This is a genomic window from Streptomyces sp. NPDC055103, from assembly GCF_053607625.1.
Genome location: NZ_JBSGTX010000071.1, coordinates 1 through 16,707, shown reverse-complemented (window position 1 = coordinate 16,707; position 16,707 = coordinate 1). Strand labels below are relative to the sequence as shown.

The 16,707-nt window shown below is 70.8% G+C and carries 22 protein-coding genes and 1 pseudogene; 12 read left to right on the top strand and 11 right to left on the bottom strand.

The genetic code is table 11. From position 1 onward, the window contains the following. Window positions 1–3: 3 nt before the first annotated feature. Window positions 4–537: a GNAT family N-acetyltransferase gene (locus ACWFR1_RS32755; protein ID WP_453557685.1), complete on the bottom strand. Its 534-nt coding sequence runs from the start codon at window positions 535–537 to the stop codon at window positions 4–6. A gap of 240 nt (window positions 538–777) precedes the next feature. Next, complete coding sequence (locus tag ACWFR1_RS32750; RefSeq protein ID WP_453557683.1) at window positions 778–993, bottom strand: DUF6243 family protein; 216 nt, start codon at window positions 991–993, stop codon at window positions 778–780. Between the two features lie 579 nt (window positions 994–1,572). Here ACWFR1_RS32750 and ACWFR1_RS32745 point away from each other — a divergent pair. Continuing rightward, window positions 1,573–2,055 carry a DedA family protein gene (locus tag ACWFR1_RS32745; RefSeq protein ID WP_453557681.1) on the top strand — a complete coding sequence of 161 codons (483 nt, stop codon included), beginning with the start codon at window positions 1,573–1,575 and terminating at the stop codon, window positions 2,053–2,055. Between the two features lie 495 nt (window positions 2,056–2,550). Then, window positions 2,551–3,414 carry an RNA repair domain-containing protein gene (locus ACWFR1_RS32740; RefSeq protein WP_453557679.1) on the top strand — a complete coding sequence of 288 codons (864 nt, stop codon included), beginning with the start codon at window positions 2,551–2,553 and terminating at the stop codon, window positions 3,412–3,414. Here ACWFR1_RS32740 and ACWFR1_RS32735 read toward each other — a convergent pair. Further along, window positions 3,411–3,539, bottom strand: coding sequence for a hypothetical protein (locus ACWFR1_RS32735; protein ID WP_453557677.1), 129 nt, complete (start codon window positions 3,537–3,539; stop codon window positions 3,411–3,413). The two genes, ACWFR1_RS32740 and ACWFR1_RS32735, sit on opposite strands and share 4 nt — an antisense overlap. Before the next feature lie 77 nt (window positions 3,540–3,616). Here ACWFR1_RS32735 and ACWFR1_RS32730 point away from each other — a divergent pair, with 77 nt between their 5' ends. Then, window positions 3,617–3,964, top strand: a complete 348-nt coding sequence (locus ACWFR1_RS32730) for a GYD domain-containing protein (protein ID WP_453557675.1) — start codon at window positions 3,617–3,619, stop codon at window positions 3,962–3,964. A gap of 546 nt (window positions 3,965–4,510) precedes the next feature. Here ACWFR1_RS32730 and ACWFR1_RS32725 read toward each other — a convergent pair. Further along, window positions 4,511–4,672, bottom strand: a complete 162-nt coding sequence (locus ACWFR1_RS32725) for a hypothetical protein (protein WP_453557674.1) — start codon at window positions 4,670–4,672, stop codon at window positions 4,511–4,513. Window positions 4,673–4,800: 128 nt separating this feature from the next. Further along, window positions 4,801–5,274 (bottom strand): hypothetical protein, encoded by a 474-nt coding sequence (locus ACWFR1_RS32720; protein WP_453557672.1) that lies wholly within the window; start codon window positions 5,272–5,274, stop codon window positions 4,801–4,803. A 126-nt stretch (window positions 5,275–5,400) separates the two neighbouring features. Here ACWFR1_RS32720 and ACWFR1_RS32715 point away from each other — a divergent pair. Further along, a pseudogene (locus tag ACWFR1_RS32715) lies at window positions 5,401–5,819 on the top strand (metalloregulator ArsR/SmtB family transcription factor); the annotation flags it as partial. A 22-nt stretch (window positions 5,820–5,841) separates the two neighbouring features. On the opposite strand, the gene ACWFR1_RS32710 reads toward ACWFR1_RS32715, so the two are convergent. The 5 genes from ACWFR1_RS32710 to ACWFR1_RS32690 form a co-directional block, all read right to left on the bottom strand. Continuing rightward, window positions 5,842–6,324 (bottom strand): hypothetical protein, encoded by a 483-nt coding sequence (locus ACWFR1_RS32710; RefSeq protein WP_453557670.1) that lies wholly within the window; start codon window positions 6,322–6,324, stop codon window positions 5,842–5,844. 12 nt (window positions 6,325–6,336) lie between these two features. Next, the gene (locus ACWFR1_RS32705; RefSeq protein ID WP_453557668.1) at window positions 6,337–6,705 is read right to left on the bottom strand and encodes an ArsR/SmtB family transcription factor; all 369 of its coding nucleotides are present in this window, start codon (window positions 6,703–6,705) and stop codon (window positions 6,337–6,339) included. Further along, window positions 6,702–7,148, bottom strand: a complete 447-nt coding sequence (locus ACWFR1_RS32700) for an SRPBCC domain-containing protein (RefSeq protein WP_453557666.1) — start codon at window positions 7,146–7,148, stop codon at window positions 6,702–6,704. Before ACWFR1_RS32700 ends, ACWFR1_RS32705 begins: the two co-directional genes overlap by 4 nt. Before the next feature lie 142 nt (window positions 7,149–7,290). Further along, window positions 7,291–7,878 (bottom strand): DinB family protein, encoded by a 588-nt coding sequence (locus ACWFR1_RS32695; RefSeq protein WP_453557664.1) that lies wholly within the window; start codon window positions 7,876–7,878, stop codon window positions 7,291–7,293. A 104-nt stretch (window positions 7,879–7,982) separates the two neighbouring features. Next, on the bottom strand, window positions 7,983–9,323 hold the full coding sequence (locus ACWFR1_RS32690) for an MFS transporter (RefSeq protein ID WP_453557662.1): 1,341 nt from the start codon (window positions 9,321–9,323) through the stop codon (window positions 7,983–7,985). A gap of 89 nt (window positions 9,324–9,412) precedes the next feature. On the opposite strand from ACWFR1_RS32690, the gene ACWFR1_RS32685 reads away from it, so the two are divergent. The 6 genes from ACWFR1_RS32685 (at window position 9,413) to ACWFR1_RS32660 (ending at window position 13,642) form a co-directional block, all read left to right on the top strand. Next, window positions 9,413–10,390 carry a winged helix-turn-helix domain-containing protein gene (locus ACWFR1_RS32685; RefSeq protein ID WP_453557660.1) on the top strand — a complete coding sequence of 326 codons (978 nt, stop codon included), beginning with the start codon at window positions 9,413–9,415 and terminating at the stop codon, window positions 10,388–10,390. 209 nt (window positions 10,391–10,599) lie between these two features. Then, on the top strand, window positions 10,600–11,103 hold the full coding sequence (locus ACWFR1_RS32680; protein ID WP_453557658.1) for an N-acetyltransferase: 504 nt from the start codon (window positions 10,600–10,602) through the stop codon (window positions 11,101–11,103). A 213-nt stretch (window positions 11,104–11,316) separates the two neighbouring features. After that, window positions 11,317–11,754, top strand: a complete 438-nt coding sequence (locus ACWFR1_RS32675; protein WP_453557656.1) for a DUF3995 domain-containing protein — start codon at window positions 11,317–11,319, stop codon at window positions 11,752–11,754. Continuing rightward, window positions 11,741–12,256, top strand: coding sequence for an RNA polymerase sigma factor (locus ACWFR1_RS32670; RefSeq protein ID WP_453557654.1), 516 nt, complete (start codon window positions 11,741–11,743; stop codon window positions 12,254–12,256). The genes ACWFR1_RS32675 and ACWFR1_RS32670 overlap by 14 nt, the downstream gene beginning before the upstream one ends. Then, entirely contained in the window at window positions 12,253–12,690 is a 438-nt protein-coding gene (locus tag ACWFR1_RS32665; RefSeq protein WP_453557652.1) for a hypothetical protein, read from the top strand. Before ACWFR1_RS32670 ends, ACWFR1_RS32665 begins: the two co-directional genes overlap by 4 nt. Window positions 12,691–12,985: 295 nt before the next feature. Then, window positions 12,986–13,642 (top strand): hypothetical protein, encoded by a 657-nt coding sequence (locus tag ACWFR1_RS32660; RefSeq protein WP_453557651.1) that lies wholly within the window; start codon window positions 12,986–12,988, stop codon window positions 13,640–13,642. Here ACWFR1_RS32660 and ACWFR1_RS32655 read toward each other — a convergent pair. Beyond that, window positions 13,624–14,514 (bottom strand): alpha/beta fold hydrolase, encoded by an 891-nt coding sequence (locus tag ACWFR1_RS32655; protein WP_453557649.1) that lies wholly within the window; start codon window positions 14,512–14,514, stop codon window positions 13,624–13,626. The two genes, ACWFR1_RS32660 and ACWFR1_RS32655, sit on opposite strands and share 19 nt — an antisense overlap. A gap of 404 nt (window positions 14,515–14,918) precedes the next feature. Here ACWFR1_RS32655 and ACWFR1_RS32650 point away from each other — a divergent pair, with 404 nt between their 5' ends. Both ACWFR1_RS32650 and ACWFR1_RS32645 read left to right on the top strand, forming a co-directional pair. After that, the gene (locus tag ACWFR1_RS32650) at window positions 14,919–15,692 is read left to right on the top strand and encodes a GNAT family N-acetyltransferase (RefSeq protein ID WP_453557726.1); all 774 of its coding nucleotides are present in this window, start codon (window positions 14,919–14,921) and stop codon (window positions 15,690–15,692) included. A gap of 386 nt (window positions 15,693–16,078) precedes the next feature. Next, the coding region (locus ACWFR1_RS32645; protein ID WP_453557647.1) for an ISAs1 family transposase at window positions 16,079–16,707 on the top strand (629 nt) is incomplete at its 3' end.

Sequence of the window (16,707 nt, the reverse complement as noted above, 5' to 3'; positions counted from 1 at the left end):
GGTTCAGCTGGAGCCGGCGGCTGATTGGGCCTCGCGGGTCATCGGCAGGGTGGGCAGTCTCCCTCGCCAGAGGTAACGCTCGCCTCCGATCTCGAAGCCGTGGCGTCGGTAGAACCGGAGCGCCCCTTCGTTGTAGTCGGCGACCCCCAGGCGGATCCGTGCAGGTCCTGCCCAGGTGAGGAAGTCAGTCATCATGGCGCCACCGAGCCCGTGCCCCTGGGCGCGGTCCAGCAAGTACATCGGTCCGAGGGTGACCGATTCCGATTCGTCCTCGTGGCCGCAGAGGTAGCCGACGATCTCCGTCTCGGACCGGACGACACGACAGAAGTGCGGGGCGGGGTGCTGGTTCGCCACCTCGATGAACTCTCGCCACTGCGCGATGCCTTCCGCAGTGGCGGACGAACCGCGGTGCTCACGGATCCAGGCTTCATCGACCCCAGCGTCTGCGTTGACGTAGCTTTCCAGCCAGTTCCGCAGATGCAAGGGTCCCAGTACCGCGGCGTCGTCAGGGTGAGCGGCGGTGATCACATAGGCCATGTCAGATGATACTCGCGCCCTGGTCAGCGACATGGCAGTGCGGCTGAATGAGGCGATCGACGATGTCCGCCGCTCCGACACTGCTCTCCGTCGTGGGCTGTCCGGACGGTCGGCCGGGCTGAGCGGGGCCGGCCGTGCCCTGTACGGCGGCGTGGCCCGGATGTGGTGGTACGGCCCGGGCCGCGTGTCGCGGTCCGGGCCCTGCGCCTCGTGAGTGCTGTCCCGGGGTGGTGTGGCGTGTCAGCTCTGGGTGGTGTCGTCGTCCGCCTGTCCGGCGTTCGTGGTCGTGCCCGTCTTCTCGCGCATCTTGCGGACCAGCTCCGCCTTGCGGTCGGCCGCGCTCTGGCGGTCGAGGTTGCGGTGCGGGCCGTTGTTCTGCCGCTCGGCGCGGGACTGCTTCTTGCGCTGGCCGCCGCCCTGGCCCACGGGGTTGTTGATGTTCTTGCTGTCGGTCACGGGTTCTCCCGGTGGTGAGGTGGAGTGATCTGGGGATTCATCGGTGGGGCGGCGTCGGAAAACGTCAGCGGACGCCCGTCACGCTCCGGCGTCTGGAAGCGTCTGGAAGAACGCGGCAACCGTTTCCTTCCGAGATCCCTGCGCCGCCTGCGCCTGCCAGTGGTTGCTGCCCTGTCCGGGGATGGGTCCGGGGGTGTTACTGGGCCGCGGCGGATGGTGTCGGTGGTCGCGAGCGCCTTGACGCTGTTGAGGGATCATCTCACTTGTGTCCCGCTGCTACGGGACGGCCTTCAGGCGGCCGGATCCATCGACCGCGCCCGCCGTGGCTTGGGTGACGGGGCGCCCTGTACCCGCCGTATGCACGTTCGGTTAGGCTGGCCTTGCCTGGCGGCGGACCAGAACGTGCGGGTTTGGGTTCCGGCACCGTAAACGGGTACCCAGCGGACGGATACGGCAGAGGCGGGGCACAGGTGAGAGACGGTGACCGGGCTTGTGCGTGTCGTGCGCCCGATGGGGCGGGAGCACCCACACGGGTGACGCGGACGTCGGGCTTCGGCCCGGTGCCCCGGACGGGGCGTCGTGGATAAGATCCTCCTCACGGCCGGGGCCCTGTACGTCATCGTCCTGCTTCGCGCCGGAGGAACGTTCGCCGTCGGATGGCTCACCGGCGCCGGTGCCCGGCGCAGCAGGTTCGCCGAACGGATCTCTTCGGCGAAGTTCCGGCGTGCCGAGCGGGCGATCCAACGGTGGGGCGCACCTGTGGTGGCCGTCTCCTTCCTGACCGTCGGTTTCCAGACAGCCGCCAACTTCCTCGCGGGCACCATGCGCATGCCGTTGCCGCGCTACCTCCCCGCCCTTTTCTTGGGCGGAGCGGCCTGGGCACTGATCTACGCGACCGCGGGCCTCGGCGTCCTCGAAGTGCTGGGAAGGCTCTTCGCCGAGCGGACGGCCCTCGGGGTGTCCGCCGTGGCCGTACTCCTTCTCGCGGTGTGCTGGGCGGTGGTGTACCGCAGAAGAAGGACGGTCCGATCCTCCGTTGACACGGCGGCCGGCGAATCGTGACCCTTTCCCGCGAGTGCGGATGCCGAGCCAGGCGGGATGTACATACGGCCCCACCTCTCCTCGGACGAGATCTGCGGGACGAGGCCGAGAGCGAGGCCCCGAGGCCCTACGCGAGGTCCCCGATGCTCGACCGGCCCTCCTGCGCCTCGCCCCCTAGGAGACCCGGTCGGCCACCGAGGCGCTCGCCGACCGGGTCGGCGGCCAGAGCCGCTGCCCGCCCTGCCTGACCACCCGCTGCCGCCGGTGTCATCCGGCCTCCGCCCCGCGCAGACGACGGACGGTTCGTGCCGCTGGTTTGCCCGACACCTCCAGGGGCAAGGGCAGGCAGGGCCGGGGCAAGGCAGGCTGCGCCGGCCGTGCCCTTGCGACATCCTTCGGGCGGAACAAGGTCGCCGCCGGATCGCCGCACCACCCGCTGCTCCCTGGAGGGCCGACCACTGCATTGCGGGGCCGACGGGGCGTGCGCCACCCTGGTAGTCGAGGGCAGGTGCTGACGTGCACACCAGCGACGAGATCTATCACCGGGTGCTCTGGGACCCGCGCTTCGACCCCGAGCGGTTCGTCATGGGGATCGCCGAGCGTGGGGCCCCGCCGAAGCGGGTCCTGTTCGGCGACTTCGTACCGGGCGGGGAGATTCCCTGGCACCGGGTGGTGTTCTTCGAGGCGGACGGCCAGGTCGTCTGGGACCGCGCCTCCGGCATCGACCGGCTCGGCGAGACCCTCGTCGGGCAGGTCGGCCCTGGGCCGGCCCTGGCACCTGGCGACGTCCTCGCCGTCCCGCCGACGAACCGCACCGCCGTCGCCTGGCTGCCGCCGGCGGAGTTGTGGTCGCCGATCCAGCACATTCGCCGCGAACACGACCGGCAGATCCGCCGCTGGCCGCCGCACGTCAACGTGCTCTTCGGTTTCGTCCCCGAGGCCGAGTTCCCCCGGGCGACGCCACTGGTCGCCGCGGCGCTCGCCGAGACGCCGCCGTTCACCGCCCGGCTGGCGGGCATCCACTGGTTCGGGCACCGCGAGGACGCCACCGTCTGGCTCGACCCGACCGCCGCGGGCCATGAGCCCTGGGCGCGACTGCGGGAGTCCCTGGAGCTCCGCTTCCCGCTCTGCGGAACGCACTCGCAGGGCTTCACCCCGCACCTGTCCCTCGGCCGTACCCCGGACCCGCACCCCCTTGTCCGGAAGGCGGAGGCCCTCCTCGGCCCTATGACGGCTCGGGTCGACGAGCTGGTCCTGCTCTCCCGGCGCGGCGACGAGCCGATGCGGGTCCGGACCCGCGTCCTGCTCGGCAGCGGCGACGTACGTCACCCGGAGAATCCGGCCCTTCCGGGCGGCCCTCCGTCGTCACCGCACGTCTAGTCGGACGCGGCCGGCAGCACCGGCCGGCTGCCCATCAGGGCGGAGATCCGGTCGACGTCGCGCTGGAGGCCGTCCGCGACCTGGTCGGGGACGTGGCCGGTGACCGGACATCCCTTGTGGGCCATGGCGGTCGACGTCCCCCGCTGTTCGGGGGAACTGTGATCCGACCGGGCCGTGCTCCCACCTGACGAGGGCATCGTGGATGAAACGAAAGAGAGACACGATGCCGCTCTATCTGTCGAAGTTCAGCTACACGCCGGAGACCTGGGCGAGGCTGATCGGCCACCCTGAGGACCGCGCGAAGGCCGCTCAGTCGTACATCGAGTCCGTCGGTGGGAAACTGCACGGCTTCTGGTACGCCTTCGGCACGCACGACGGCTACAACCTCTGGGAAGCGCCGGACAACGTGTCCATGGCCGCGGTCGCGCTGGCGATCAGCGGAGGCGGCGCGCTCAGCTCGTTCGAGACGACCGTTCTCCTGAGCGTCGATGAAACGCTGGACGCCCTGCGCAGGGCCGAGCAGATCCAGTATCGGGCTCCTGGCACATAGCAGCCCGTGAGCCGGCCTGTGGCGGCCGCCGCGCGGGCGCGCGCCACCCCGCTCCAGTCACCGAGGTGGACGAAGGCCGCCCACGTGCCGGGCGAGGCGGCCCGACGCCATAGCGCCGTCGCCTCGCTCGCATCCGTGGAACGTCCGTCACGCCGCACGAGGAGGGTGGCGAGGGTGTGGAGCAGCCGTGGCAGGTCGGAGTGGTGGTCCGGAGCGGTGTCGACCGCCGAGCGCGCATGGTCGACGGCCTCGTCGAGATCGTCGGCGGAGGGGCGTACGGAGTGGCGCTCGGCGTGGCGCAACGAGAGGGGGAGCGCGAGATTCCCCCGCGCGGCGTGCCAGTACGGGCTGTCGCTCACCTCGTCGGTGATCTGACTCAGGGTGTCGGTGACGCGACCGAGGGAGACGGCCTCGTTCAGGTCGGCCGGATTGCCGTGGAGCCTGAAGCGTTGGCTCAGGGCCCGGGCGAGATTGGCGACCATGTCGAGGCCCGGCCCGGCTGCGAGGGCGAACGCTTCGCGTCCGTGGGCGACGGCCGCATGCGCGTCATCGGCCGAGCCCGTCGCATATGCCAGCGAGGTCGGGCGCGTCGTCAGGGAGGGCGTCCAGGGCCGACTCGGCGCGTGCGACGGAGCGGTCCAGTCGAGTCCGGTCGTCGGTGAGCTGGTAGAGCTCCCATTCGTGCATGCTGAGGCCGGAGGCGAGCACGGAAAGTTCCTCGCCCCGGACGTCGGCCGAGGAGCCGGGACAACGTGAACAGGACAATCCGCTCGACCTGTTCGGGAACTACCCCTTCCACGGGAGCCTGCGGTGCAGGGTGCGCTGGTCACCGGCGGTCAGAGCTTCAGCAGGCGGGGCCGCCATGTCCACCCGGCGCCGAGGACCGCTTCGCGGAGGGCGTTCGTCATGTCCCGGGTGTCGAACGTCTTGACCCTGCGGCGGCGGCCGTCGGGGCCTCGCTCGTACGTCCATTCCACCGAGTACCCAGCCCCGCGGCCGTACTCGCGCGACGCCGACAGCCGGCCCCGGGTGCTCGACCGCCGTTCCTGGAGGGCCCGCACCTCGCGCCGGTGAGGGTCCAGCCGCATGCGGATGCTCAGACGCAGGTCGACGTCCTCGCCGAATGAGCGGTGCTGGATCCGCCAGTCCGCTATCAGGTCGGCCTGCTCCGAAGGGCCGGCGAGGCGCACCAGGTAGGGCGCCTCCGGACCGCTCACCGCGAGGATGGCGTCGCGGACCGAGGCCGCGGTGAGCGGTGTCACGCCGCCTGCCGGGCGCCTGGTGCCGTTCAGTCGTTCGAAGAACCCCATCGGGTCAGCCTACGGCGGTGCCAAACGCTGAGCCGCGTTCCCTGATCCTTTTCGGTGGCGACGGCGACGGCGGAGGCGGAGAGGAGCGTCGCGGTGGCGAGGCTGCCCCAGAGGGCGGCCGGGCTGTGCAAGCTGCAGGACAAGGCGACCGCCGCCCACGGCAACGGCGTCACCTTCCTCCCCAGCGTCTTCGGCCGCCCGCACCTGGTGGCGGTCCACGCGCCCGGGCGGCGGCCGGTGGTGCAGTACCCCGTGCCCGAGTCGAGTCCACCGGAGCCGGTCCCGCTGGAAACGGTCACGCTACGGCTGGAGGCACTCGCGCACCCCGTACGGCTGCTGCCACCCTGGCCCGCGGCCCGCACACCACCGGCGAGCTGGCCCACGCCTGGGAACTCTCACCCCCGGAGGTGTCCCGCCACCTCGCTGACCTGCGCCGCGCGGGCCTGCTCACGGCCCGGCGGCAGGGCCGCTACGTCCGGTACACCGTGAATCTGCCCGATCTGACGACGCTGGGGACCGACCTGCTGGCGGCCGTACTGCGCTGAGCAGCCGCTCGTTCGCCGCCTTTCAGGCGGGTCCAGGGACGGCGACGCGAAGAGCGAGGAGCTGTTGCGTATGCGCGGGCACGTGGTCCTTGCCGAGGCCATCGATCAGGCTCGCCAGCGGAATCGGCTGGTCCAACACGAGTGCGTCGTTGGACAGGAGGAGCGACGGCACCAGGACTGAGGCGGCTTCCTCGTTGAGCCGATCGGCGATGTCGCACAGGGCGTCGGCCTGACTCCGGACATGGTCGATCAGGTCCGCTCGGCCCGAGTGCTCGGCGATGATGCGGTCGAGATTCCAGCCGTCGAGGCAGATCCGATTGTCGAATGTGGGCCGCGAGCCGGCGACAACGCTCAGGGCAACCGCTCCGATCGAGGCGTCGACGCTGAGGAGGTGAGCCAATATCTGGTCGGCGTTCCATCCGCCGTCGTCCGCCTCGCCGAGGTCGGGGACGGCCGCCGCATCGAGAAGCGTCTCGTAGGCGGTGCGAAGTGTTGACGTGTCCATAGCGTGCTTCCTTCAGTTGGCGCGCGTCGAATCCGAATCCCGCTCCGCTGCCTCGGCGACGCGTTTGATGTTCGCCAGCCGCCGGTCCCAGTCGGTCGCGAGCGAGGCCATCCACCGTGCTGTCGTGTCCAGCGCCGCGGGCCGCACCGCGTACCGCACCTCGCGTCCGACCCGGCCGCCGGAAACCAGCCCGGCGGCGTCCAGGACGGCGAGGTGCTTGACCACTGCCTGCCGCGAGACGGGAAGTCGCTCGGCGAGCGTCGTGGCAGTGGCCTCACCCTGTGCGGCGAGCAGATCAAGCAGGTGACGTCGTGTCGGGTCGGCCAGCGCACCGAGGACGCTGTCGACGACCTCGGCGGTGCCGGCATGTTCTTCCGTCACGTGGAGGGCTTTTCGGCGCGTGTCTTGAGCGCCTGGAGCTCCAGGGGCCAGCCTTGGCTGTGGTCCTTCAGGTTCTGACTGCGCAGGTCCTCGGACCCGGCCAGCGCCGCGAACCCGCTCTCGACGACGCGGAGCCGCGTCTGGTCGCCTTCCTGGGTCAACGTGAACTCCACGAGGGTGCTGTTGCTCTCGCGCAGCTCTTCTCCGGGGAACGCGCTGGTCCAGCGGTATGCCAGGTACGTCGGCGGCTCGACCTTCTCCACGCGCACGGGGAAATCGCCGTGCTCGGGGTGCTTCGCCACCATCGACTCGCCCTCCCTGGCCACGGTGCCGGGCAAACCGGCCTTGTCGGCCACCCAGAACCCGGGTTGGGCCACCAGCGACCAGACCCGCTCCAGGGGTGCCGCGATCAGGGTTTCGCGTTCGATCCGGTCCTCGCTCATGAGGGACTCCTTCAGCGCGACGAAAGGATGCAACCCCAGAGTTGCACCTCGACCGCTAAGGCGCAACTCGAAAGTTGCGCCTTGCTTGGTGTTCACTGCCTCGGGCCTGGCCAGCCGGCGCCCGCTGAACGACTCGGACGTGCTAGAGCTGGACGAATGCGGCCGACCTGGCGGCCGCCTGCTCGATCTTCGCGCGGTAGGCGGTACGGGCTTCCTCGTCGATCTGCTTCTCTTGTTCGGCGCGCAGCCCGGTCCGGCCGTCGAGGCCCTCGCGCAGGATGTCGGCGTGCCCGGCATGCCGGATGGTCTCGCCGAGGACGTGGACCATGACGGCGAACAGGTTCGGGTTGAGGTAGGGCTCCGGCCACCACGGCACGTGGCCCGGGGCGTCGAGGGGAAGCTCGTTGATCGTCGCGTCCGAGTGTTCCCACGTGCGCCGGTAGAACCCGATGATCTGATCGCGGGTCTCGTCCTCGGTCGCCCACTGATCGCTGCCGTCGGAGTCCTGCCACCGGCACAGCGGTTCCGGGGAAGGGCGGTCGAAGACCTCGCCGAAATACCTGGCCTCGACGGTGGCCACGTGCTTGACCAGGCCGAGGAGGTTGGTCCCGGTCGCCGTCAAAGGCCGGCGGGCGTCGTACTCGGACAAGCCGTCGAGTTTCCAGAGCAGCGCCTCGCGGTCCCGCCGCAGTCTCCCGTGCAGGTTGTCCTTCGCGAATTCATCGATCATGTGGCAGGAGCCTTCCCTAGGCTGTTCGTGGTCTCAAGATCCCATACGTACGTGGTCCGCAATGGCCGGGCAGAGCCGAGGCGCAGGACTCCTCACATGATGAGCTACCGGCTATGACGGTCTGTCAGAGAGGCATGGGGGGCAGGGTGGGGTGCGTGGCGGCCGTCGTTCTCTGATCCCGTTGAGCGGTTCGGGACGGGGGCCGGGGACGTGGGCGGCTGCCAGGTGAGAATCCAGCCGGCGGTGAGCGCCGCCGCGCCGCCTGCCACGGCGATTGCGCCGCCTGTTCCGATGCCTGCGGCAACCGCACCGAAGCAAGCCGGCCCGACGCCCTGAAGCGTCATGCCGCCGGAGCCGAGCAGGCCGAAGGCCTGGCCGTGGCGATCCTGCGGCAGGGCGTCCAGGAACGGCCGTTGGAGGCCGAGACCGTAGGCGAATCCGAAGCCGCTGAACAGCAGCAGACAGGACGAGACGCCCACTCCGGGCTCGGCGGCGAAGCCGACCAGCGGCAGTCCCATCAGCGCGATCAACGGGACCACCAGTCGCTCCCGGGTGGGCGGCCGTAGCAGTCGCCCCACCAGCAGGTCACCGACCAGCATGCCGACCGGCAGACAGCCCATCAGCACCGCATACCAGCCCGGCGCGAAGTGGCGGCCTCCCGCGTAGGCGACGATCAGGCCTTCCGCGCCCGCCACGAACGCGGGCGGTAGCCACTGGGCCAGTATCAGTCGTCGCACCCTGTGTCCGCGCAACAGCAGGCCGGCCCCGTGCAGGCTTGCCCAGACGGCCCCGCCATCGCCCTGAGCGCTGCCGGGTGTGCCGCCGAACTCTCCCGGCCGCAGCCGGGGTAGCCGGATGCGGACAGCGAGCGCGCAGGCGAGGTAGAGGGCGGCGCTTACCGCGAGCGCCTGGCGCGGGCCGAGTGCCGCGACGGCCGCACCTCCCAGCGCCAGACCGAACAATTGCGCGCCGGCGCCGGCGATGTTGTTCAGTGAACGGCCCAGTACGTAGGCGTCACCCTCCAGAGACTGCGCGACCAGCCGACTCGACGCGCCGCTGAACACCGGTGTGGCGAGGGCGACCAGCGCCACGACAGCGAGGCTCGCCGCGATCGGCATCCGCACCAGGGCGAGCAGCAGGGCGGCGGCGCACGACACGGCGTAGCCGCCGGCGATGAGCGTGCGGGGCGGCAGCCGGTCGGCCAGTGAGCCCAGCATCAGCGAGCCGAACAGCTGCGGGACGAAGCCGATGCCGAAGGCCAGTGCGCTCAGCGGCGCGGAGCCGGTGGCCGAGAAGACCAGCACCGAGAACGTGGTGATCCGCAGAGCGTCCGCAGTGATCGCGACGGTGCGGGTCGAGAAGAGGAGCCGGAATCGCGGCTCGGCCAGCACTTCCCGGTAGGTGGCACGGTGGTTGCCCTGCGCGGGTTCGGCGGTTGGGATCATGACGCCCACCCTCGCCGTGCCTCCAGGTCGCTCACCAATGATTCGTCGCTGGACGAATCGAACCAGACGTGCCGGGATAGCATGGCAAGGTGTTGCGCTTCGAAGTCTCCGTCGAGGACCTGCTGCGCAGCCGCTTCGCGCTGTCGCCCGCGCTGGACCTCTGTTTGCTGCTGCGCTCGCTCGCCGGCCAAGGCCAGCCGCTGCCGCGAGCCTGGGCCGCCCGGCTCATGCCGGCTTTTGAACGGCTTCGCCGCGAGACCGAGCTGGACGCCGCCCTCGCCTTGCAGGCCCCGCAGGGCGGACCGAACTTCGTCGCCCCGCCTCCGCGCGGCCTCAGCCAGACCTGGGCTGACGACCTGGCCATGATCCGGGCCACACCGCTGGAAGCGGCCCGCCACGAGTTCGCCGCCACCGCGACCGGCCCGTCCGCCCGTGATCCCCGCGTACGCGCGGTGCTGGATTCGCCGGACGCCGTCTCCAGGATCGCCGAGGCGATGGACCAGGCGTGGCACGAGCTGCTCGCCGCGGACTGGCCGCAACTGCGCGCGGTCTGCGAGCGTGATGTCGTGCACCGGGTGGGCGTGATCGGCGAACACGGATGGGCCGCAACCATCGAGAGCCTGCACCCGGGCGTCACCTGGCAAGCCGGCGGTATCGAGATCGGCTTCTTCCGAGGCGGAACAGTCCACCTCTCCGGCGACGGGCTCCTGCTGATCCCTTCGGCCGTCGTCGGGCATATCGCCGCCCACGTGGAAGACCCCTGGCCCAGGACCTTGGTCTACCCTGCCCGCGGCACCGCTGCCCTGTGGAGCGAACAGGAGACCGTCCCCCAACCGGACCCGCTGACCGCTCTGGTCGGCCGGGCCCGAGCCCGGCTGCTGTTGGCGTTGGACGCCCCGGCCAGTACCAGCCATCTCGCCCGAAGCCTTGCCATGGCACCCGGCGCGGTAGGAGACCACCTCGCCATCCTGCGAGGAGCGGGGCTGCTCGTCCGCGCCCGATCCGGACGTTCGGTGCTCTACCGGCGCACCCCGCTCGGCGAGGCACTGGTCGCCGGTTCGGGCTGAGGGCGCAGACCAGCACTGCTCTTTGAGGCGCCGCCGGCAGATGAACGCGCAGCCGAGGGTGGGGAAGGCCTGGTGGACGTCGGCGCGGATCCCCCATCGGATCGGATACGCAGTCGGGGGAACCAGCGCAGAAGTGCGAGGGCCGCTGCGACGACCCAGCGGTAGATATGCAAGGGAGCGGACGGCCGCGCGCTGCTACGGTCGGCGGCATGAGCTGGCTTCCCGACGACTTCGTCCACCCCGTCTTGGTACCGCTGCCGGGCGGTGGTCATCACCTGCGGCCGATCCGGGAGGCGGACACCCCGCTGGACTATCCGGCTGTGATGGGTTCGCGTGAGCGACTGTGGACCATCTTCGGCCCGGCCTGGGGCTGGCCCGCGGCCACCATGACCTACGAGGCCGATCAGACCGACCTGTTGCGGCACGAGAAGGAGATCGCCGCACACCAGTCCTTCAACTACGCGCTGTTCGACGCGGCGGAGACAGCTCTGCTCGGCTGTGTCTACATCGACCCACCGGAGCGGGCCGGCGCGGACGGCGAGATCGCCTGGTGGGTGGTGGACGAGCTGGTGGGCAGCAAGGTCGAGCAGGCCTTCGACGCGCTGGTGCCGGAGTGGATCGCCGCCGACTGGCCGTTCGAGCAGCCGCGCTTCCTCGGCCGCGAGATCTCCTGGTCGGACTGGCTCGCCCTGCCGGAGCATTCCGACGCGTAAGTGGTCGGTGCCCGTACCGATCTCGAAGGCTGCCGATCGAACGGGAGTCGCGATCGGGTGACCGCGGCGGCATAGGTGATGTGGTGACAGTCGCCGCCGAGTTCGGCGCGGACCCTGGCTCCGCTGTGAGGCGGCTCACAGGGAACCTTTGGGTGCTTCGGCTCCTCCTTCGGGTGCCGGCTCTCGACACCGGCTCGACTCGGAGGGGGACCCATGGCGGTCATCGACATTCAGCGGCCTCGCACGGCCACCGGCGCGCGCGCCGTCTCGGCCCTGCTCGCCGCCCTCGCTCTGGTGCACGTCTATTGGGCCACCGGCTTGACGTGGCCGGCCCACGACGAGAGGAGCCTCTCGCTCGCGGTCCTCGGCAGTGCCGTCTCCTTCGGCGCGTCTGTCGTGCTGCCGCTCGCCGCGCTGGAAGGCCTCGCTGCCTTGGCCGTGTTCGCCCGGGTGCGTGAGCGCGGCGGCAGGACCACACGTCTGGTCACGGCGGCCGTCGCCGCCGGGATGCTGCTGCGTGCCACGGCCGGGCTGGTGTGGATCGTGACCGGCCGCGACGGGTCCGGTGCGGCGTTCCCGTGGCTGAACACGTTCCTGTACACGCCCTTGTGTCTGGTCTTCGGATGGGCGGCGCTGCGTGCCGCCCGCTGACGATGCCTCCAGGAGTGCCGACCGGGGCGTCACGCTCGCCAGGGCCGCCCGGCGGGGCGACACGCTGGCCCTGCACGACCACCTCACCCTGTACATCGCCCGAACCTGCCGCTCGATGGCGCTGGACGACGGCCCCGACGCCACCCAGGAGGCACTGATCGCCGTGTTCACGTCGCTGCGGTCGCTGCGGGACCCGGAGGCGCTGTACGGGTGGGTGCGGGGCATCTCCGTACGCGAGGCGGTCCGCGTCGCCAAGCGGGCGGCCCGGGCGCGGCCGGCCGAGCTGGCCGACGTCCCGGAGCGGGGTGATCCGCAACTGGCCGCCGACATCGACGACGTGCTCGCGCGACTGTCCCCCCAGCATCGCGCCGTCCTCGTACTGCGCGATGTCGAAGGCCTGGACGAGGAGTCCGCGGCGGCCGTACTCGGCGTTCCGGCCGGCACCGCGAAGTCGCGGTTGCACCGTGCCCGGCAGAGTTTCCGAAAGGCGTGGAACGGATGACACAGAGCAATGTGGGACGGCTGCGCGTGATGGGGGCCGCGATCCGGGGGGCGCACATCGTCGAACAGGTGCTGCCCGCGGCGTTCGACGAGGTGTGGGGCGTGATGGGCGACCTCGAAGGGGGCTTCGGGGAATTCCAGCCCGACATGCGGTCCGCGCGGGTCCTGCGGGTCGACGGTGACCGCGTCGAGGCCCTGGCCCGCAGCCGGTACGGTCTGCGCGCCCACTTCCACGGCGTCCTGCGCCCCGGCTGGGGCTGGCTGCAGAGCCGGTTCCTGGTGGTCGGTATGGCGGCCGACGCGCTGGGCGACGGACGGACGAGGGTCGCCCTCACGGGAGGCGTACGCGTCCCCGGGCGGCCCGCCCTCGTCCCGATCGGGACGCGCGGGGAACTGGAACGAGCTATGGAGCGGCTGGGGGAGCGCGTCGCCTGAAGCGTGTTGCAGAAGCTCGCAACCGGGAAGGTCGGGGCCGGGTCGGTGGCCGGTCTGGTCATGTGGCGAGGGTGAGGTTGTGCCTCCAACGCTGCCCGCGGGCCCCGATGGGCACTGCAAACAATGTTTGGACGCACGAACTAGTCGGCCGCGCCCCGGTTCGGGCACCATGAGCCGGTCGAGGCCCCCCGGGCCGTATGCGCGGCCGGGGGACCGTTGTGCGAGAACTGGGGGAGTGGTCGTGGGCAGGTTCGGACGGGGTGGGCCGACGATCGATGCGGACGCTCAACGGCGGGTGCGGCGTAGCCCGTTGCTCTTCACGGCGCCGATCGTGCTGCTCGTCCTGCTGACGGCGGTGCTCGGCTGGGAGGTCGTCCGGGCCAACATGACGGAGGCGGCCCGGACCGAATGGCCCTGGCGGTTGGAGCTGCTCGACATGGAGCCGCTCGGGAGTCTGCTCGCGGTCGCGGCCGGCGCGGTTCTCGCCAGGGCCCAGTACGCCCGCACCGTACGGCCCATGCTGGGCTGGCGCGCCGACTGGACGACCGGGCACCTGCGGGGCGGCGTACCCGAATGGCAGGTCGGACTGCTCAACGGAGGCTCACACGCCGTGGTGATAGAGGCCTACGAGTGCCGGGCCGTCCTGCGCGGCGAGGACCCGCGGCACGCCGCCCCGTGGACCGACGTCCAAGGCGTGGCGGAGGTGCTGACGGGGGCCGGGCTCACTGCCGGGGAGGACTTCCAGCTGGTCACCATGGGGAAGTTTCCGCTGGTGGGCGCCGCCTCCTACGAGACGACGATGCTCGGCGCCTTCTCCCAGCGCTTCGTCGACGGGGTCGAGGCGCTCCACATCAGGGTCCGTGTCGGCGATGTCGTCGGGGACAGCCACGAGCGGATCCTCGACGCCTTGAAGGGCGCCCGCTCGACCTCGTATCAGCGCCCCGGGCCCTGACCGTCCAGCCAGCGCAGCACGTCGGGCAGTGCCAGCTGGGCGGCGAAATGACCGGTACGTACGAGCACGAGCTCGGCGCCGGGGATCCGACCGGCCAACCAACGGGTGTGCGCCACGGGTGAGAACGCGTCGTCGAGGCCGTGCCACAGCAGCACGGGAGAAGTGACGGAGGAGACGTCGAAGCCCCACGGGCGGACGAAGGCCAGGCAGTCGTCGAGCCAGCCGTGGTGCGAGCCCCTCAGGGCTTCCTGGTAGGTGCGCAGCAGCACCGCGCGCACCCGGGGGTCCTCGACGACCGGGAGGTCATGGGGGGAGAGGTCGGCACGCAGGTCGTCGAGGAGGCGTGCCGGGTCCCGCCGGATGGCTACGGCCCGGGCGGCCAGGTCCCGCTCGAGCCCGCCGGGGTCCCGCCCTTCCAGATGGGCGCGGGCCAGGCCGTACTCGTGCACGTTGAACGGGGTCATGCCCGCGTGCCAGTCGAGACCGACCGCGTCCGGCGGTGCGAGCCCGACCAGTACGGCTGCCGCCCGGACCCGATCCGGCAGCAGCGCCACGCACGCGAGTGCGTGCGGGCCCCCGCCGGACCGGCCGACCACCGCGAACCGCTCGACGCCGAAGGCGTCGACGACGGCCGCCGCATCCCCGGCCGCGTCGGCGACCCGGCGACCCGGGGCGCGCTGCGACTCCCCGTAGCCGGGACGGTCGTAGGCGAGAAACCGGAAGCCGGGGTGCCGCGCGGCGAGCCCGGGCAGCAGGGTGCCGAGACGGGAACCGGGCGTCCCGTGAAGGAGAAGCACCGGGGTACCCGAAGGATTGCCCCATTCCTCGGCCACCAGGAGCCGCCCGTCGCCGGTGCGCACAGGGAGTCCCATGAGAGGGAGCCTAGGCCGGAAGGGCGATGATGCGCACCACCGGCTGCAACGACATCGATCCCGACGGCGACGACCAGCTCCCGTGGCTCTGAACGGCAGCCCGGTTCATTTCACCGGAAGGCCTTGTGTGTACGGCGTATGAAATCGCCGCACGCTTTCGCGAGTACCGATATCGGGGCCGTTGACAGCGCTTCTCCGGGCTGCCTAGCTTGCGTCGCGGATAACGACATCAGCGGCCTCTTCATCTGATCGGGAACGGCCGGTGCACGCGCGCAGCCGCTCGCCGTCGGAAACCTGTCCGACGAGGCCGTCATCACCTCGGAGGTCGACCCGCCGGGCCGGCCGGTAACCCCTTCCGGAATCCCCGGCCTCCGGGCCGCCCCATGGACGGAGAAGCCCGCCGCCTGACCACGAACGCAGCTCCGAGCACGCGTACGAGCCCGGGTGACTTCGTGTCCCCGCACGTCCTGGACAATCCAGCCTGGGCCTCGCTGTCCGGCCCGCACGCCGCCTTCGCCGAGCAGGCGGCCCGCCCCGGGACCGGCCTCTTCCCCTCCCGGGCCGCCCGCTATCCGTCGGACGTCTCGCCGTTCGCCGCCCTTGCGGACCAGGCCGACCCGGGCTCCTGGGCCGACCTGCACAAGGTGGTCGGCCACGGTGGGATCGCCACGCTCTCCGGCGTGCCGGCCCCGCCCGACAGTTGGGAGGCCATCGGTTCCGTCCTGGGCGACCAGCTCGCCGACACCTCGCTGCGCGCCGAACCCGCCCCCGAAGCGGTGCGGCTCGGACCCGGCGACGTACCCGAGATCCTCGGTCTGATCGGGCTCACGAAGCCCGGTCCGTTCCTGCCCCGCACCGTCGAGCTGGGCGCGTACCTCGGCATCCGGCATCAGGGCAGGCTGATCGCGATGGCCGGGGAGCGGCTGCGGCCGCCCAGCTGGACCGAGATCAGCGCGGTGTGCACCCATCCCGAACACCGGGGCAGGGGGCTGGCGACACGACTGGTCCGCGCCGTCGCCGCCGGCATCCGGGAGCGCGGCGACGTCCCGTTCCTCCACACCGCCGCGAGCAACACGACAGCGATCCGACTGTACGAGTCGATCGGCTTCACCCTGCGCCACCGCCCGTCCTTCACGGCGGTCCGCGCGCCCGGCAAGACCCTTGCCAAGTCCTTTTAATACTCCGGTCATTGTATGGCGCTGCACTCGATCGTAGCGTTCGGAAAAGTAATTGATGAAGGGGCCCTTCTCGTCCTCTCATATGCCCTTACATTCGCGACGCGCATCGGCCTCCTTATCAGGGCTGTTGCAAAGTCGTGTGATCTTGTGAACGTGCTGGTCGGCGGGCTGTCTGATGAGAGCCGTGTCGCACGCAACGAAGCTCCGTTGGAGCGAGTGACCTTGCCAAGTCGCTTGCACCCAACGGAGCTTCGATGTGCCGTCAGTCTGCCACGCCCTGTCTTGTGAAGTCCCTGCCTCTGGGCGGCCTCCACGCCCTGCCGGTGACGGAGCGGCTGGTCAGGCTGCCCGACCCGCGACGGCGACGCGGGGTGCGTCACCCGTTCGTGAGCGTGCTGCTGGTCGCCGCCTGTGCGGTGCTGACCGGTGCCCGTTCCTATGCGGCAATAGGACAGTGGGCGGCCGAGGCCCCACAGGAGACGCTTGCCCGGCTCGGCGCCCGCGTGACCAGTGTCTTCGCCGTGCGCATTGCGCCGAGCACCGCGACGATCCGGCGCATGATCAGCGCGGTGTGCCCCGGAGGCCTGGCCGACCTGCTGGGCGGCGATCCCACTGGTGCGGACACGCTCGCCGTGGATGGCAAGGCCGCGCGCGGCTCACGCCACGATTCCGTCGCGGCCGTGCACCTGCTGGCCGCGTTGACCAACACCGGGCAGACCGTCAGTCAGCTGCGGGTACCGGACAAGACCAACGAAATCACCGGCTGCACACGCCTGTTGGCACCGTTCGACCTGCGAGGGATTACGGTGACCGCTGACGCGCTGCACACACAGCGTGAGCACGTCCGCTTCCTCCTGGAGGACAAGAAGGCGCACTTCCTGTTGGTCGTCAAGGGCAACCAGCCCTCGCTGTACAGAACCTTGCGCTCGCTTCCCTGGAAGGACGTCACCGCCCGTCACGCCGAGCGCGACAGCGGACACGGCCGGCGTGAACTGCGGGTGGTCAAGGCGCTGAC

Excerpts from the sequence above, each read along its gene's own strand:
- ACWFR1_RS32755 (WP_453557685.1), bottom strand. The coding sequence starts at position 537 with ATGGCCTATGTGATCACCGCCGCTCACCCTGACGACGCCGCGGTACTG.
- ACWFR1_RS32735 (WP_453557677.1), bottom strand. The coding sequence starts at position 3,539 with ATGGCCCACAAGGGATGTCCGGTCACCGGCCACGTCCCCGACCAGGTC.
- ACWFR1_RS32730 (WP_453557675.1), top strand. The coding sequence starts at position 3,617 with ATGAAACGAAAGAGAGACACGATGCCGCTCTATCTGTCGAAGTTCAGC.
- ACWFR1_RS32720 (WP_453557672.1), bottom strand. The coding sequence starts at position 5,274 with ATGGGGTTCTTCGAACGACTGAACGGCACCAGGCGCCCGGCAGGCGGC.
- ACWFR1_RS32710 (WP_453557670.1), bottom strand. The coding sequence starts at position 6,324 with ATGGACACGTCAACACTTCGCACCGCCTACGAGACGCTTCTCGATGCG.
- ACWFR1_RS32700 (WP_453557666.1), bottom strand. The coding sequence starts at position 7,148 with ATGAGCGAGGACCGGATCGAACGCGAAACCCTGATCGCGGCACCCCTG.
- ACWFR1_RS32695 (WP_453557664.1), bottom strand. The coding sequence starts at position 7,878 with ATGATCGATGAATTCGCGAAGGACAACCTGCACGGGAGACTGCGGCGG.
- ACWFR1_RS32690 (WP_453557662.1), bottom strand. The coding sequence starts at position 9,323 with ATGATCCCAACCGCCGAACCCGCGCAGGGCAACCACCGTGCCACCTAC.
- ACWFR1_RS32680 (WP_453557658.1), top strand. The coding sequence starts at position 10,600 with ATGAGCTGGCTTCCCGACGACTTCGTCCACCCCGTCTTGGTACCGCTG.
- ACWFR1_RS32675 (WP_453557656.1), top strand. The coding sequence starts at position 11,317 with ATGGCGGTCATCGACATTCAGCGGCCTCGCACGGCCACCGGCGCGCGC.
- ACWFR1_RS32665 (WP_453557652.1), top strand. The coding sequence starts at position 12,253 with ATGACACAGAGCAATGTGGGACGGCTGCGCGTGATGGGGGCCGCGATC.
- ACWFR1_RS32655 (WP_453557649.1), bottom strand. The coding sequence starts at position 14,514 with ATGGGACTCCCTGTGCGCACCGGCGACGGGCGGCTCCTGGTGGCCGAG.